Raw genomic sequence first — 16,373 nt, 5'->3', positions numbered from 1 at the left:
CGCTAAAATATTTAAGATTTCTCGAAAAACCTCACTAGTCTCTGAAATTAAAATAGTTATAATCTATATGCCGGGAAAGTTTTGCTACTCTTGCACATTTTCTCGATTTTTGCTGCTGACGAAAAAGGATACGCACGATGAATTTCTCCCACTTACACGTACACACGCAATACTCCCTACTGGACGGCGCCGCTGATATTAAATCGCTCTACAAAAAAGCGATGGCCTCTAATCAGCCTGCCCTTGCCATTACGGACCACGGAAACATGTTCGGTGTATTCCAGTTTGTGGCTGAAGCTTACAACAATAAATTAAATCCCGCCGACCCAAAAGATAAACGCCTGAAAGTAAAACCTATTGTGGGTTGCGAGTTTTATCTCGTAGAAAACAGGCATAAACGCGCTTTCACCCGTGAGGAAAAAGATATCCGCTATCACCAGGTATTACTGGCCAAAGATGATGAAGGTTACCGCAACCTCATCAAACTTTGCTCCCTGGGATACATGGAAGGCCTCTACGGTAAATACCCGCGTATCGACAAAGAATTGATCCTCCAATACCATAAAGGACTCATCGCCACCACCTGCTGTCTCGGCGCCTCTGTGCCTAAAACCATTCTCCGCAAAGGAGAAGAAGAAGGCGAAAAGGAATTTAAATGGTGGCTCGATATCTTCGGCGAAGATTTCTACGTGGAAATGCAACGCCATGGCATCCCTGAACAGGAACAGGTAAACGCAGTACTGCTGAAGTTTGCCAATAAATATAATGTGAAGATCATTGCATCAAATGACTCTCACTATGTAGACCAGGCAGATGCCAATGCACACGACATCCTCCTCTGTATCAACACTGGCGAAAAGAAAGCTACGCCTACCATGAAGGAGTTTTCTGATGACGACGTGGCAGTGAAAAACAGACGCTTCGCATTCTACAACGACCAGTTCTATTTCAAAACGACGGAAGAAATGTCGGCATTGTTCCATGACTTACCACAAGCCATCGACAATACCAACGAAATCGTTGATAAGGTACAGTTACTGGACCTGAAACGCGATATCCTGCTGCCTAACTTCCCGATTCCTAAAGAATTCTTTACGCAGGACCAATACCTGCGCCACCTCACCTACGAAGGCGCCCGCTCCCGTTATAGCGAAATGACCGCAGAAATTGAAGAACGTATCAATTTCGAATTACAGGTTATCGAAAACATGGGATTTGCCGGTTACTTCCTTATCGTGGCCGACTTCATCAAAGCAGGCCGCGACCTCGGTGTATTCATCGGCCCTGGCCGTGGATCTGCCGCCGGTTCGGCAGTAGCCTACTGCGTAGGTATCACCAATATCGACCCAATTAAATATAACCTCCTGTTTGAGCGCTTCCTGAATCCGGAACGTAAGAGCATGCCCGATATTGATACGGACTTCGATGATGAAGGCCGCCAGAAAGTTATTGACTACGTTGTACAGAAATATGGCCGTAACCAGGTAGCACAAATCATTACCTATGGTACCATGGCCGCCAAAATGAGTATCAAAGACGTTGCCCGTGTAATGGACCTCCCACTGCCCGATTCCAACGCCCTCGCCAAACTGGTACCTGAAAAACCAGGTATTCAGCTGGATCGTATCTTCAACGCACCACTGGATGGTGATAAAAGCCTTGCTGAAAAAGAAGGCCTCGCCGGGGAAGACATCGAAAATATTAAGAAATTACGTGAACTGATCAAAGGAGAAGACCTCCAAGGAGAAGTACTCCGCGAAGCCTGCGTACTGGAAGGTTCTGTACGTAACACCGGTATACATGCCGCTGGTATCATCATCGCGCCACAGGACCTCTATGATCTGATCCCCGTGTCTACCGCAAAAGACTCTGATCTCCTCGTCACCCAGTTTGAAGGTAGTATCATCGAATCTGCCGGCGTTATCAAAATGGACTTCCTGGGGTTGAAAACCCTTACCATTATCAAAGGCGCACTGGAACTGATTCGTCAGAACCATGGAGTAGAAATCGATATCGATTATATCCCACTGGATGATGCCAAAACATACGAACTATACCAGAAAGGTGAAACCAACGCAACATTCCAGTTCGAGTCTGCCGGTATGCAAAAGTACCTGCGCGAGCTCAAACCAGACCGTTTCGATGATCTAATCGCCATGAACGCCTTGTATCGTCCAGGCCCACTCGAGTATATCCCTTCCTTTATCCGTCGTAAACATGGGCTGGAACCTACCACCTACGACCTTGCGGAAATGGAGGAATACCTGAACGATACCTACGGTATTACCGTATACCAAGAGCAGGTAATGCTCCTGAGCCAGAAGCTGGCAGGCTTCTCCAAAGGAGATGCCGACGTACTCCGTAAGGCCATGGGTAAAAAACAAAAGGCCGTACTGGATAAAATGAAATCACAGTTTATGGATGGTTGCGCCAAGAATGGCCACGACCTGAAGATCTGTGATAAAGTGTGGACTGACTGGGAGGCATTTGCATCCTATGCGTTCAACAAATCCCACGCTACCTGTTATGCTTTCGTAGCCTATCAGACAGCCTACCTCAAAGCCCACTACCCTGCTGAATATATGGCCGCCGTACTGAACTGCGCCAGCAATATTGAGAAAATCACCTTCTTCATGGAAGAGTGTAAACGTATGGGCATCGACGTATTACCGCCAGATGTAAACGAATCCTTCAAAGGCTTCGCAGTAAACAAACAAGGCCAGGTACGTTTCGGTCTCGGAGGCCTCAAAGGCGTAGGTGAAGCAGCCGTAGAAAACCTCCTGGAAGAAAGGAAAAAAGAAGGCCATTTCTCTACCATCTTCGATTTCATTAAACGTGTCAACCAACGTGCAGTAAACAAGAAATCTCTCGAGGCCCTCGCCATGTCAGGTGCCTTCGATTGCTTCCCGGAACTGCATCGTGCACAATATTTCAATAAACCGGAAAATGATCCGTTGACAGGTTTAGACCGCATCGTAAAATTCGGCCAACAAGTAAGCGCCGGCTCCTCCAATATGGGCAGCCTCTTTGGCGCAGATGAAATGCCTGCCATCGAACCACCTAAAATCCCTGCCTGCGACCAATGGCCGCTCATTATGAAACTCAATAATGAGCGCGAAGTTACTGGTATCTATATCTCCGGGCACCCACTGGACGACTACCGATTCGAAATGAAGTACTACCAGATGAATACCGTTCAGGATCTCGTAGAATACCAATCAGAAATCAGTACCCCTGGTTCTACCGGCGGACGCGCCAGGGAAAAGAACTTCCGACTGCCAGTATTCGTTACCAGCGCTCAGGAACGTATCTCCCGCAACAACCGTCAGTTTGGGGTAATGGCTATCGAAGATTATACCGGTAAATTCGAATTCGCATTGTGGAGTGAAGACTTTATCCGTTTTGCTCCATACCTGAAACCTGGTCTCTGCCTGTTTCTTAACGGTGGCTTCAAATCCAAACGTTTTAATGATAATGAATACGAATTCAAAGTAAATAGCATACAGCTCTTGCAGGAAGTAAAGAAAACTCATACCAAACAAGTGTTTCTTATGACCACGCCAAAGCAGCTGTCACGAAATACAGTCGATTTCCTCGTGGATAACGTAAACAGGTATCCTGGCAGCAGCACCATGCACGTGCATCTTACAGATATGGACGATCAGCTGCAGGCAAAACTCCATACCTTCAACAAGAATATTGAAATGAATGATGAGCTGGCCCAATACCTCGCAAAACAGCCAGACATCGACGTTTTCATTGAAGTAAAACAATAACGCATGTATACATATACGGCGTGCATCAGTTACTAACGTACAGGATTATACGTAAATAACCGTTGCACGCCGTTTTCTTTATCCCACTATCATGGCCAATTTCAGGGATCATGATAAAATCTACACTCCTCTTCTTCCCACGTTACCCCTTTCCCATCAATCATCTACATATTCATCTACTCAATTGATTGCTATTATTACCATAATTTCAAATTATGATAAACAATCATTTAAGATGAAAAAGATCCCTACTCTGTTTGAAAGAACATTTGAAAAAGGCCGTGTGACTGGTATTACCAACCAGGTTGCAGCTGGCTGTGAATGGGTGCTGGCCGGAGAAGGCATAGCTACAAAAAAATGGGACGGCACCTGCGTGCTGGTAGAAAAAGGTATCATTTACAAACGTTATGATGCCAAACATGGTAAAACACCTCCTACAGGTTTTGTGCCTGCACAACCCGATGCAGACCCAGTTACAGGCCATTGGCCTGGATGGATGCCGCTCTCCGTTTCTCCTGATAAATGGATAGAAGAAGCCACCCATACTTATAGCGCCAGTCAAACGCTCAGCGACGGCACCTATGAAGCCACAGGGCCTAAAATAAATGGCAACCGCGATCAACTGGCAGCACATGCATTGAAAAAACATGGCGCTGATGTATTTGATGAATTAAGTAATACTTCACTGAACTATGAGGATATCTATGCATTCCTGGTAGCCAACAACATTGAAGGCATCGTATTTCACCATCCGGATAGCCGCATGAGTAAGATTAAACGCAGTGATTTCGGGCTCGACTGGAAGTAAATAGTCAACCGGCAGGTGATAGGGACGTTCTGTCATAGTTTTCCTGCCGGATTGACCCATTTTGTCAATGCTTATTTTTCTGAAAAACAACCATTTACCCCCATATTCATATAAAAAATATATACCAGCTAAGGCCATTCGCTTCATAAATACCTGTAATATTGGTATAGAAAATTACCGGAAACAAAGCATTTACACCATTCAGCACTTTTCGAGAGCTAACATTGTGATTTATACATGTAATTTATCCTACATTTGCACCCGCAAAAGCTTATTGCAGCATAGAGATAATCAATAAGTATTATGTCAAAAATGCAGTAATTTGCACTCGGATCGGGATTTGCAGGTAACTACAAGTCTTGATGAAAAAAAAGAAAATCGAAACAATCATTATTATAATTAATTAAAATAATAGTTATGGCTTTAGAATTCACTGATGCAAACTTCCAGAAAGATGTACTGGACTCTGATAAACTTACTGTAGTTGACTTCTGGGCAGAATGGTGTGGTCCTTGCCGTGCAATCAGCCCTATCATCGAAGAACTGTCTAAAGATTACGATGGTCAAGTAAACATCGGTAAAGTAAACGTGGACCATAATCCACAGGTTTCTATCGACTACGGTATCACCAGCATCCCTGCTATCCTGTTCATCAAAAATGGTCAGGTTGTTGACAAACAAGTAGGTGCTGTTCCAAAATCAATACTGGAGAAAAAAATCCAGGCAAACCTCTAATCAGCAGATAACTGAAAAGAAATATTCAAAAAGAAACGCAGCAGGCTTCACGCCGCTGCGTTTTTTTATTGTCTATACATTCCGATAACCATAGAACGGTGTTATAAACCAATAATCGTCCTTCATCACCATAACACGAAATCTAATTCTAGTACAGAACAAAACTTAGGACATTGCTGTTAGCCCACATATCCTTCAGATGAAAAGAAACGCAAATCAATAAAAATCCTATAATCACTAATTTTAATCAGTTCCATATGGCTTTAGAATTTAATGATAATAGCTTCCAGTTCGAAGTGCTGAACGCTGAGAAACTTTCTGTAGTCGACTTCTGGGCAGAATGGTGTGGGCCTTGCCGTACAATTAGCCCAATCATCGAAGAACTGGCTAAAGATTACGAAGGCCAAGTAAACATCGGTAAAGTAAATGTGGATCATAATCCACAACTATCTATCAATTATAATATCACCAACATTCCTGTTATCCTCTTCTTCAAAGATGGACAAGTTGTAGACAAACAAGTAGGCGCTGTTCCAAAAGAAATACTGAACAAAAAAATCCAGGCAAACCTCTAATCATAGCCCCCAAACATTATATGCCCCGCCATATCAAGGAAAATGTAATTCCTGTAAACAACAATCCATATTTTTTTGCCATTAGGTCGCTTAGACTACAAACAATCATATAAGACAATCAAAACTATTCTTTCACCAATTAATTTAAATCAGCTGCAAATGGTTGTAGAAGTTTCGCAATCAAACTGGGATGAAGAACTCGAGAACATTGACACTCCCTTTCTTATTAGTTTCTGGGCAGGATGGTGTGGCCCTTGTCAGGCACTAAATCCAGTCATAGAAGACCTCTCGGAAATTTTCGCGCATAAGATAAAGGTCTGCAGATTAAATGCAGACCACGATCCTGCGCTATGTGACGCATTCGGTGTCAAAAAAATTCCCGCCCTCCTGTTCGTCGTAGATAAAAAAATTGTAGCCCAATATGAAGGGTTTGTTTCCAAAGAAGAACTGGAAGACGAAATCAGGCAATATGTCTGATCAGTAGATAACTGGAAAGAAATATTTAATAAAAAACGCAGCAGCCTTAATGCCACTGCGTTTTTTATTTGCTTCCATCTCACAAGTCCTTACACCACAGAAAATTATATTCATCGATAAAGCTGTTCTTTCTGTCGATGCAATCCACTCCCTATTAAACTTCCTGCAATTTTTAATGCCTAAATAATACCGGATCCCGGAAAATTTGAACCTTCATCGTATCTTACACATTATAGTTGTTAAATATTCAAAAATTCAGCCTTGCGCAAAATTTTACTAATACTCCTATCCTTCACCATCACCCACCAATTATACGCCCAGCGTAAGTGTGGTACCAACGACGCCCTCCAGCAGATGGTGCAGGAACACCCTTATCTGGCTAACGTCCTGCAGCAAGCCAATACCCGCCTCCTAAAAGGCCAGGAATTGCAGCAAATGAAAGTCAGAACAGAGGCCACTACTCAAAATGTGACCATTCCGGTAGTAGTGCATATCGTGACAGACAATCCCGCTTCCATTACTGATGCGCAGGTACAATCGCAGATAGATGTACTCAACCGCGATTATACCGCTGCTAACCCTGATGTAAGCCAGGTGCCTTCTGTTTGGCAATCTATCATTGGTAACACTCAAATCAATTTCTGTCTTGCACAACGCAACCCAGACGGGGAGCCTACCAACGGTATCGTCAGAGTGACTACAACAGCAGGAAAAAGCTTCACTATCTACAACGGTACCCCTGATGTAAAATATAACAGCTCCGGCGGTTCCGACGCCTGGGACCCTTCCAAATACCTGAATATCTGGGTGACTAATCTCTCTGGCAGCTACCTCGGCGTAGCCGCGCCTCCGGGCATGGGTTATCCCCGGGAGCAGGAAGGTGTAGTAATCCTTTATACTGCCTTTGGAACCACCGGAAATGTCAGGGCACCCTATAACCTCGGCCGCACCGCCACCCACGAAATAGGGCATTATTTCGGCCTGAAACACATCTGGGGAGATGATAATGGCGACTGCTCCATCGATGATGGTATCGCAGATACGCCACTGCAAGGCAACTACAGCTTCGGGTGCTTTACCTTTCCTAAAACAGACCTCTGTAGTCCTACCTTTCCAGGTATTATGTTCATGAACTATATGGACTACTCCGATGATGCTTGTATGCATCTCTTTACCGCCGGTCAGGTACTACGTATGCGTTATGTGCTGGAAAATATTGTAGCCACCCTTATGACGTCTGATGGGTGCACACCACCAATTGTTTATGCAAATGACGCTTATATTAAATCCCTCAACAACCCTGTGGGTAAGCTTTGCAGCAATAATATAACACCAACGGTTATCCTACGCAACAAAGGCTCACAACCACTTACTTCTGCCAATATTTTCTACCAGGTAACTGGTGGCAGCCTGATACTATACAAATGGACCGGAAACCTCGCTAGTTTCTCAGAAACTACTCTGACGCTGCCTTCCAGCCAGGTGCCGATAGGTATTTATAACATCAAAGCCTATACGCAGCTCCCTAACGGCCAGCCAGATGGAAATGTAAGCAACGATACCGCCTTTAATAAATTCAATTACGATGCAGAAGTACAGCTGCCTATGACCGAAGGTTTCGAAAATGACAGCTTCCCTCCTCCGGGATGGGCTATACGTAATACTGATAAAAGCTTTACCTGGGAAAGAGCCCGCGACGTAGGACATAACAGTAACGCCTCTGCGTTAATGCGCAACCTGGGATATAATGTCAATGGCCAGACAGACGATCTGGTTTCGCCTGTGCTGGACCCTATGGGACACGACTCCGTATTCCTGTTCTTTGACGTGGCCGCAGCAGTGTATACCAATCCTGCTAGCAGCGGAAATGTATGGGATACGCTGCAAGTGCTTACCAGCACGGATTGTATGGAAAATACGCAACTGCTGTATTCCAAGTGGGGGCCTAATCTCATTACCCACCCCACCGCTATTCAAACAGAGTATGTACCAACCAACACAGAATGGCGACGCGATTCTGTGGATTTAACGGCCGCAGTGCATAAAGGAAAGTTTCAGGTAATCTTCAGAAATATCTCAAATTCAGAGAATAATATTTATATCGATAATATAAATATTGTGACCAAAGATGTGAATGAAGATTTAAAGAAATACGGGATTTTAGTTAACCCGAACCCATCGAACGGCATCGTTTGGGTAACCTTTTACCAGGTACCGGAAGACCTGCTCCAGGTTTCCATCTACAACGCATTAGGGCAGTTTATTACGAGTCAGCCTAAGGCAAGTATCAATGCGGCCAATCGCCTGACCTTTAATTTGGTAAATGAGCCAAATGGTGTTTATTTTGTGAAATTAATTTACAGGAACAGGGCCAACACCATTAAATTAATGAAAGTAAGATGACGATGAGACAAGATTATCCTGCTGTAGCAGCATTGCTGCAGCATCCCGCACTGGATCCGTCGCTAAAGACAATCGGCGAGAAAGTATTAAGACAGGAAAGGCTCACACCGGAAGACGGTATGACCTTATTCGAGAAAGGTGATCTCGGGTTTGTAGGCGCATTAGCCAATACTGTCCGAGAGCGAATGCATGGTGATAAAACCTACTTCAACCGCAATTTCCATATTGAACCTACTAACGTCTGTGTATTTACCTGCCATTTCTGCTCCTATTCACGTCTTTACAAAAACCGTGAAGATGGCTGGGAACTGAGCATTGACCAGATGCTGGACATCGTAAAAGGTTATGATAACCAACCTGTAACCGAAGTACACATAGTAGGTGGCGTACATCCTAAAATGCAACTGGATTTCTTTGTGGAACTGATCCAAAAAATCAGGGCACATCGTCCGGACCTGCACATCAAAGGCTTTACCGCTGTGGAACTTGATTATATGTTCCGCAAAGCAAAAGTTACTGTTGAAGAAGGTATGCGCATCCTCAACGAGGCTGGTTTACAATCCATGCCTGGTGGTGGCGCTGAAATCTTCCATCCGGATGTTCGTGCCAAAATCTGTCATGATAAAGTAGACGCTGATGGATGGCTTGCCATTCACCGCGCCGCACATAACCAAGGTATGCATACCAATGCAACCATGTTGTATGGTCATGTTGAATCCTACGAGCATCGCGTCGATCATATGGAGCGCCTGCGTCAGTTACAGGACGAAACCAATGGTTTCAATACCTTCATTCCACTGAAATTCCGCAATAAAGGCAATGACATGTCTGATATTCCAGAAACCTCTGTAGTAGAAGATTTACGCCTGTATGCAATCGCACGTCTGTATATGGATAACTTCCCTCACCTGAAAGCCTACTGGCCAATGTTGGGAAGAAATACAGCACAACTTACCCTTTCCTTTGGTGTAAATGACTTGGATGGTACCATCGATGATACCACCAAAATTTACTCTATGGCTGGTGCTGAAGAACAAAATCCTTCTATGAACACGGCACAACTGGCCATGCTGATCAAACAGGCAGGTAGAAGACCCGTGGAAAGAGATACTGTTTACAACGAAATCAAAGACTATACTGACGTAGTTTTCTCTGACGAGGAACTACTCACGAAATAATGTCCTGATATGCAACTACACCTAAAACTCCTGTTGCTTGCCGGTATGTATACCGCAGGCTGTAATTCATCACCAAGTCAGCAACAAGCTGCTGATACTACCAATGCCCCGGTATCGGTAGAAACGGTGGAAACCAGCAATGGCAGTACCTTTAAAAAGCAAGGCACATTAGCATTTGTGAGTAAATCAGGAGCGGATACGCTGCGTAAAATAGATATTCAGCTTGCACAAACAGACCAGCAAAGAGAAGATGGCCTGATGTACAGAAGGTCCATGACAGACGAGCAAGGTATGTTGTTTATCTTCCCGGATCTGGAAGAAAGATCTTTCTGGATGAAAAATACCTACATCTCCCTTGATATCATTTATATAGATGATAAAATGGAGATTGTATCTGTTCAGAAATATGCAACACCATTATCCGAACAAAGCCTCCCCTCTTTCAAAAAAGCACAATATGTGCTGGAAGTAAACGGTGGCTTCGTAGATAAATATCATATCGCCTACGGTGATAAGATTGCGTATATAAAAGATTAATTTTTTGCTTTAGTTTCCGCACCTACGGCGCGAAAACTAAAGCAAAAAAACGCTGACCTTCCGGTCAGCGTTTTTTTTGTCCAACAATCAACGGTGATACATCACTAAATCTGACGCACACGCATAAAAAAACTCCGCTGGACAGCGGAGTTTTCTTTGCTCTTTTGATACATATTTGACTGCTAACACTATAGCTATTATTAGTTATGCGCGATATGCTCAGGATACAATGGCGCACCTGTTTTGCTCAGGCGAGGGCCATAGATCTCAGCATATGAACGTATATCCGTTCTGGTTACACGACGGAACATTGCTTCTGGCATTACCTTTTCAGCAGTGGTAAAGCCACAAGCACCCATCAGTTCTGCCAGCGCATAAATAGTATTTCTGTGGAAGTTGGCAACACGTTCGCGTTTATCCGCAACGTTTACACCACGGTACAAGGTAGGATCCTGTGTGGCCACACCTACCGGACAGCTACCGCTATCGCATTGCAATGCCTGAATACATCCCAGCGCCAGCATCATACCACGTGCACTGTAGGCAGCATCCGCACCCAAGGCCAGCACTTTCATAATATCGAAACCAGTGATGATTTTACCACTCGCCAGGATACGGATATGCTTCTTCAGGTTGTAATGTTTCAGCATATTTACTACCATCGCCAGCGCATCATATAATGGCATACCGATAGAGTCGGTGAATTCCAGCGGAGCAGCACCGGTACCACCTTCTGCACCGTCTACGGTGATGAAGTCAGGATAGATACCTGTATTGATCATGGCAGCACAGATACGCTCGAATTCATCTGCACGGCCCACACACAGTTTGAAACCTACTGGCTTACCGCCAGAGAGGGTTCTCAGTTGTTTCAGGAATGCCAGCATTTCATACTCATTACTAAAGGCAGTATGTGCAGCAGGAGACAACACGCTCACGCCAGGTTTTACCTTACGGATAGCGGCAATCTCAGGTGTATTTTTAGCTGCAGGGAGTACACCACCTTTACCAGGTTTAGCACCCTGACTGAGCTTTAATTCAATCATTTTAACAGCTGGAGCCGCCGCGGAAGACGCAAATTCAGCAGCAGAAAAATTCCCCTGCTCATCGCGGCAACCGAAATAACCGGTACCAATCTGCCAGATCAATGCACCACCATTTTCCAGGTGATAAGGGCTGATACCACCTTCGCCGGTATTGTGCGCAAACTCGCCGAGTTGTGCACCACCATTGAGAGACAAGATCGCTGTTTTACTCAATGCACCATAAGACATAGCGCTGATGTTGAGCAAACTTGCATTATATGGTTGTGAACACTGCTCGTTTCCGATGTTTACGCGCAGTGCGTCTGTTTTTACTTTAACAGGGAAAGCGGTGTGAGAAGCCCACTCATAGCCAGGTTCGTACATGTCAGCCAAAGCGCCAAAAGCAACTGTTTGTTTCACATCTTTTGCGCGTTGGTATACTACAGAACGTTGACGGCGGCTGAAAGGACGTCCGTCAGTATCTGATTCAAAGAAATACTGACGCATTTCCGGACGGATATTTTCCAACAGGTAACGCAGCCTTCCTAATGCCGGATAGTTACGTAACAATGCATGCTTACTCTGGAAACGATCATACAACGTCAGAACCGATAATCCTACTGCAACCGGTAATAATACCCATCCCGTTATGTAGCCTCTGTAAATCCCTACCGCTACACTAATATCTAAAATGAGGCATAAAGCATAAACCGCCCATCGTGCTATCCGATGATTCATAAAATTGATTTTATAAAAAAATTGTTTTGGTATTGCTCCTGGATTGCTATCCTAAATTTTTAGGTAGTGATCCTTCCCGAACAACTTGTCGCTTTCATCTTGTTGTCCGGGTTTAAATGTTGAAGTCTTTGGGGCAGGATAAAAATGGCAACATAACTCCGCCTGTACTGATCGTTGTGTTCGTACATAGGTCTTTCAGCGGCAATATGTTTGTAACCTTCATCATATAATGATGCAAAGATAGGGGATATTTACGTCACAGAAATCGCCTGTATCTATGATTTCAATACATTAAATATTGTGGCTTTTTCTTTTGTATTTATTCAACACTGCTCGCACAGCATTGAATAAATACGAGAGATTGATGGGTTTATTTTTTGCAGTAGTACTACTAAAAAGCATTACTGCCCAAGTTCGGCAGCTGTAAACGGCTTTTGTCTGCCGTTATTCTTTTCTTTCACTTTTATGACATCATTAACATTTACCTTATCTGCATTATTTTTCCAGGCACTTCTTATATAAGATACTATCTGTGCAATATCTTCATTACTATATTCTCCTGTACCTCCTATTCCTGGCATATCTCCACTGATTTCCGGTGCCTGGTATATTTTATTCTGCACTTTTACCGGACCTGTAAGTCCATATAATACGATGCTGATCAATGATTCTTTATTACCATTTACCCAGTTGCTTTCGTTCAGTGGTGGTGCCATAGAGGCAATACCATTGCCTTTTTTGCCATGGCAGGTCTGGCAAAGGGTCGTAAATATTTCATGTCCTTTAGGATAGGTCAGTTCCAGTGCTTCCATTTTTTTAGCTACTGCTGCGCTCTGCATATCTTCTAAAGTTGCTTTCAGACCTTTATACAATGCGGATGAAGTATCTGCTTTGGCTGCGTCCAGTGATTTCAGCAAAGCCCCTTCCCTATTGAAAGCATTGTTGACAATTGCCGCCGCGATATAACGGTCATGGTCATACGTTTTTATCAAAAAACTTTCCATAGCAGTGGATGCAGTCTTATTATATCTGCCCACGGCGGGCAGCAACCAGGCTGCATATGGCGCCGTAGCTGGCTGGTGTAGTAAACTATCTGTGAGTGCGATGGATCGTGCTATATTATTAGCGGTAATCACTGAAGGCAAGGCCGCTATTGCCTGCAATTGCAATGCATGGCTGCCATTCGTCAGTATATAAGTGATATCATCCAGCTTTAATTGATGGAGGCCTTCCAGCGTCCAGAGCGCGTGGCGCTGTCCAATAGCATGGGTACTATCCTTCAGCAGCTGTTGCAACAAAGGTACTGCCTCCTGCAGGTTCCTGTCTACAAGCTGCTGCTGCGCCAGGTCTCTGACTACGCCATTATCTGCCAGCAGCGAGGCTACGAGCTTTTCGGCAGATAGGTCCTGTGATCGCTGTTGCGGATTTATTCCTTTAGGCACTATACGATAAATACGTCCACAATTGAGTGGGAGCGTGAGTTTGCGGCTGGCTATCTGTTGTTTGAGATATCCGGTGAGATAAGATTTATGTTGGATAATCCCCCTGTACATATCTATTACATACATGGCGCCATCCGTACCGGTATAGAGATTTACGGGGCGAAAGCGTTCATCTGTACTGGCGAGGAACTCACTGTTATGAGAGGCTTGTTCTCCTTTTACAACCAGGCCGCTGTCTACGATAATATCTCTCTTGATCAGGTTGGCCGCAGGTTCGGCAACGAAGGCATTGCCGTTGTATTTAGGAGGCAAGGTGTTGGCCCTGTAGATCAGCGGCCCGCATGCGGCGGTAAATTCCACCAATCGTCCACTATCATTCAGTACACCTTTCACATATCCTCTGTTGACGCCTCTGTTGGGGCGGATAGGATATACCCGGTTATCGGCCACAATCTTTTCATCAAAGCCTGCAGCATTGTGCTGGTGCGGGTTATTACCGCCAAGGCCTGGTGAGAAGTAGTCGCCCAGGAGGTTCTGGGAGTTATTATTATAAAAGAGTCTTCCTTCATCATCCTGAGAAATTCCCCATTGGCCGCGGAAGTGGGTCATTTCCTTTACCCATTTACCATTGATCCTGCGATAGCGCCGGTCTGACTTAGCACTGTATATCCAGTTATCCAAGGCTCTGTAGAGGCCATTGGGCTGATGTTCCACATTACCGCCGGCAGCATACTGATCATCTACCAGCGTGCGTTTGCCGGGCCTATCGTTATGTATTTCATAATACCAGAGCATGGGCGGCGTCGCTACAAGGATGCCACTGTCTACCAGACAGATAGCCCGTGGCAATACTAATGAATCCAGGAATACCATACGTTCATCGGCAACGCCGTCGCCATTTTTATCGGTGAGTATCACGATTTTACCATCAGGCTTATCTTCTCCAGTACCAACAGTATCGGGCATATAACCAATCATCTCTGCTACCCATATCCGGCCTTTGATGTCGAAGGTCATGGCTACAGGCGCCACCACCATGGGCTCGGCGGCTACGAGTTGTACTTCCAGGCCTTCTTTCACCTGCATCTGTTTGATGGCGGCCCTGGCATCCACCACGGGGGCTTCAGTGGTATCTTCCCTACTGGTAACGGAACTGGAGTGATTTTGGTGACAGCTGGCAGTGGCTATCAATAACGTGGAAATAATCAGATAATACTTGCGACTCATCTTGAAATCTTTGCAAGTGTTAAAAATACAGTTTTCTACAAATTGGTTTACTTTTAATTGATTAGCGGAATAATTTAGCATATTTCGGGAAACATCTGTTGCTGTGCGTGGTTTGTAGGATAAAAAATACTTATCTTCGTCGCTTCATTGCATACATTTTACGATTTATTTGCATTTATGGAACGCTTTCAGGGAGTGATAGGCATAGTACTTATTTTGGGTATTGCCTTCTTATTTTCAAACAACAGGAGTAAGATCAATTACAGGTTAGTTTTTAGTGGTATTGGATTGCAGATTCTTATTGGTATTCTCGTGTTCAAAGTTCCACCCGTTACCTTTTTCTTTCAGAAAGTTGGCGCTGCCATGGGCAAATTGGAACAATTTGCACGTAAGGGTGCAGCCTTCGTTTATGGAGGTATCGGTGTATCTCAACCTCCTACCGGCTCACTGGCCGATTATGCGCAGGGAGGGTTTGTCTTCGCTTTCAACGTAACCGCCACTATCATTCTGGTATGTGTGTTGGTAGCAGTTTTATATCACTTTGGCATTATGCAGCGTATCGTTGCGGTAATTGCCCGTGCTATGAACTATATCATGCGTGTGAGCGGCGCCGAAGCGCTGAGTAATGTGGCTAGTGCCTTCGTAGGCCAGGTAGAAGCACAGGTAATGATCCGTCCTTACCTTTCATCCATGACCAAAAGTGAGTTACTGGCTTCCATGAGTGGTTCCCTGGCATGTATTGCTGGCGGTATCCTGGTAGTATACGTAAACATGGGCTTACAGGCCGGCATGGACATCGCTCCTTTCCTCATCACCGCCAGTCTGATGGCTGCTCCTGGAGCACTGGTGATCGCTAAGATCGTATATCCTGAAACGGAAGAAAGCCAGACCATGGGCCGCGTTAAAATGGAGGTTAAATCTAACTATACTAACGTTATCGATGCGATCTCTCATGGCGCCGGCGATGGTTTCAAAATTGCGATGAACGTTATCGCGATGCTGATCGGTTTCATTGCTTTCATTGCGCTGATCGATTGGTGCCTGATCCACGTAGGTCACTGGTTCAATCCTCATTTTGATCTTAGTCTCGACTGGATTTTCGGTAAACTGTTCACGCCAATGGCATGGGCAATGGGAGTTCCTACCAGCGATGTAAATAATGTGGCTACGCTGCTCGGTCAGAAACTGACCATCAATGAGTTTGTAGCGTTTAAAAGTCTTACAACACATACAGTACCTGTAATGTCTCCAAAAGGTCTGGCTATTGTAACTATTGCGATCGCAGGTTTCGCGAACTTCAGTAGTGTTGGTATGCAAATCGGTGGTATCGGAGAGCTGGCGCCGGACAGAAGAAGTGATCTGGCAAAGCTGGGACTGAAAGCGTTGTTGTGTGGTACACTGGCGTCTTATATGTCTGCGACGATTGCGGGTATGTTGTTATAAAAAATTCTT

At 44.7% G+C, this 16,373-nt stretch carries 11 protein-coding genes; 9 read left to right on the top strand and 2 right to left on the bottom strand.

Features of this window, described 5'->3' with window-relative positions:
* The first annotated feature begins 137 nt into the window (after window positions 1-137).
* The 8 genes from dnaE to ACE38W_RS03705 all read left to right on the top strand — a co-directional run bounded on the left by dnaE (window position 138) and on the right by ACE38W_RS03705 (window position 10,489).
* A complete protein-coding gene (gene dnaE, locus ACE38W_RS03740) occupies window positions 138-3,776 on the top strand; it encodes a DNA polymerase III subunit alpha (protein ID WP_375828894.1) in 3,639 nt (1,212 codons plus the stop codon).
* A gap of 235 nt (window positions 3,777-4,011) precedes the next feature.
* Complete coding sequence (locus tag ACE38W_RS03735; RefSeq protein ID WP_375828893.1) at window positions 4,012-4,584, top strand: hypothetical protein; 573 nt, start codon at window positions 4,012-4,014, stop codon at window positions 4,582-4,584.
* Window positions 4,585-5,001: 417 nt separating this feature from the next.
* Window positions 5,002-5,319, top strand: coding sequence for a thioredoxin (trxA, locus tag ACE38W_RS03730; protein ID WP_375828892.1), 318 nt, complete (start codon window positions 5,002-5,004; stop codon window positions 5,317-5,319).
* 257 nt (window positions 5,320-5,576) lie between these two features.
* Window positions 5,577-5,894 (top strand): thioredoxin, encoded by a 318-nt coding sequence (gene trxA, locus ACE38W_RS03725; protein WP_375828891.1) that lies wholly within the window; start codon window positions 5,577-5,579, stop codon window positions 5,892-5,894.
* Window positions 5,895-5,969: 75 nt separating this feature from the next.
* Window positions 5,970-6,371, top strand: a complete 402-nt coding sequence (locus ACE38W_RS03720; protein ID WP_375828890.1) for a thioredoxin family protein — start codon at window positions 5,970-5,972, stop codon at window positions 6,369-6,371.
* A 261-nt stretch (window positions 6,372-6,632) separates the two neighbouring features.
* Window positions 6,633-8,774: a M43 family zinc metalloprotease gene (locus ACE38W_RS03715; protein ID WP_375828889.1), complete on the top strand. Its 2,142-nt coding sequence runs from the start codon at window positions 6,633-6,635 to the stop codon at window positions 8,772-8,774.
* Entirely contained in the window at window positions 8,771-9,952 is a 1,182-nt protein-coding gene (gene mqnE / locus ACE38W_RS03710; protein ID WP_375828888.1) for an aminofutalosine synthase MqnE, read from the top strand. Before ACE38W_RS03715 ends, mqnE begins: the two co-directional genes overlap by 4 nt.
* A 9-nt stretch (window positions 9,953-9,961) precedes the next feature.
* Window positions 9,962-10,489 (top strand): DUF192 domain-containing protein, encoded by a 528-nt coding sequence (locus ACE38W_RS03705; protein WP_375828887.1) that lies wholly within the window; start codon window positions 9,962-9,964, stop codon window positions 10,487-10,489.
* 200 nt (window positions 10,490-10,689) lie between these two features.
* Here the strand turns inward: ACE38W_RS03705 and ACE38W_RS03700 are convergent, their stop codons facing one another.
* Both ACE38W_RS03700 and ACE38W_RS03695 read right to left on the bottom strand, forming a co-directional pair.
* Window positions 10,690-12,252: an FMN-binding glutamate synthase family protein gene (locus ACE38W_RS03700; RefSeq protein ID WP_375828886.1), complete on the bottom strand. Its 1,563-nt coding sequence runs from the start codon at window positions 12,250-12,252 to the stop codon at window positions 10,690-10,692.
* Between the two features lie 401 nt (window positions 12,253-12,653).
* Window positions 12,654-14,921 (bottom strand): c-type cytochrome, encoded by a 2,268-nt coding sequence (locus tag ACE38W_RS03695; RefSeq protein WP_375828885.1) that lies wholly within the window; start codon window positions 14,919-14,921, stop codon window positions 12,654-12,656.
* A gap of 177 nt (window positions 14,922-15,098) precedes the next feature.
* Between ACE38W_RS03695 and ACE38W_RS03690 the strand changes: the two genes are divergently transcribed.
* A complete protein-coding gene (locus tag ACE38W_RS03690) occupies window positions 15,099-16,364 on the top strand; it encodes a NupC/NupG family nucleoside CNT transporter (protein WP_375828884.1) in 1,266 nt (421 codons plus the stop codon).
* Window positions 16,365-16,373 lie beyond the last annotated feature (9 nt).

Source organism: Chitinophaga sp. Hz27, from assembly GCF_042263525.1.
Classification (GTDB): Bacteria; Bacteroidota; Bacteroidia; order Chitinophagales; family Chitinophagaceae; genus Chitinophaga.
This window is presented reverse-complemented; position numbering and strand designations above follow the sequence as displayed.

What these genes read in the sequence shown, in the direction of transcription:
- dnaE (WP_375828894.1), top strand. Translation starts at nt 138, where the DNA reads ATGAATTTCTCCCACTTACACGTACACACGCAATACTCCCTACTGGAC.
- ACE38W_RS03735 (WP_375828893.1), top strand. Translation starts at nt 4,012, where the DNA reads ATGAAAAAGATCCCTACTCTGTTTGAAAGAACATTTGAAAAAGGCCGT.
- trxA (WP_375828892.1), top strand. Translation starts at nt 5,002, where the DNA reads ATGGCTTTAGAATTCACTGATGCAAACTTCCAGAAAGATGTACTGGAC.
- trxA (WP_375828891.1), top strand. Translation starts at nt 5,577, where the DNA reads ATGGCTTTAGAATTTAATGATAATAGCTTCCAGTTCGAAGTGCTGAAC.
- mqnE (WP_375828888.1), top strand. Translation starts at nt 8,771, where the DNA reads ATGACGATGAGACAAGATTATCCTGCTGTAGCAGCATTGCTGCAGCAT.
- ACE38W_RS03705 (WP_375828887.1), top strand. Translation starts at nt 9,962, where the DNA reads ATGCAACTACACCTAAAACTCCTGTTGCTTGCCGGTATGTATACCGCA.
- ACE38W_RS03700 (WP_375828886.1), bottom strand. Translation starts at nt 12,252, where the DNA reads ATGAATCATCGGATAGCACGATGGGCGGTTTATGCTTTATGCCTCATT.
- ACE38W_RS03695 (WP_375828885.1), bottom strand. Translation starts at nt 14,921, where the DNA reads ATGAGTCGCAAGTATTATCTGATTATTTCCACGTTATTGATAGCCACT.
- ACE38W_RS03690 (WP_375828884.1), top strand. Translation starts at nt 15,099, where the DNA reads ATGGAACGCTTTCAGGGAGTGATAGGCATAGTACTTATTTTGGGTATT.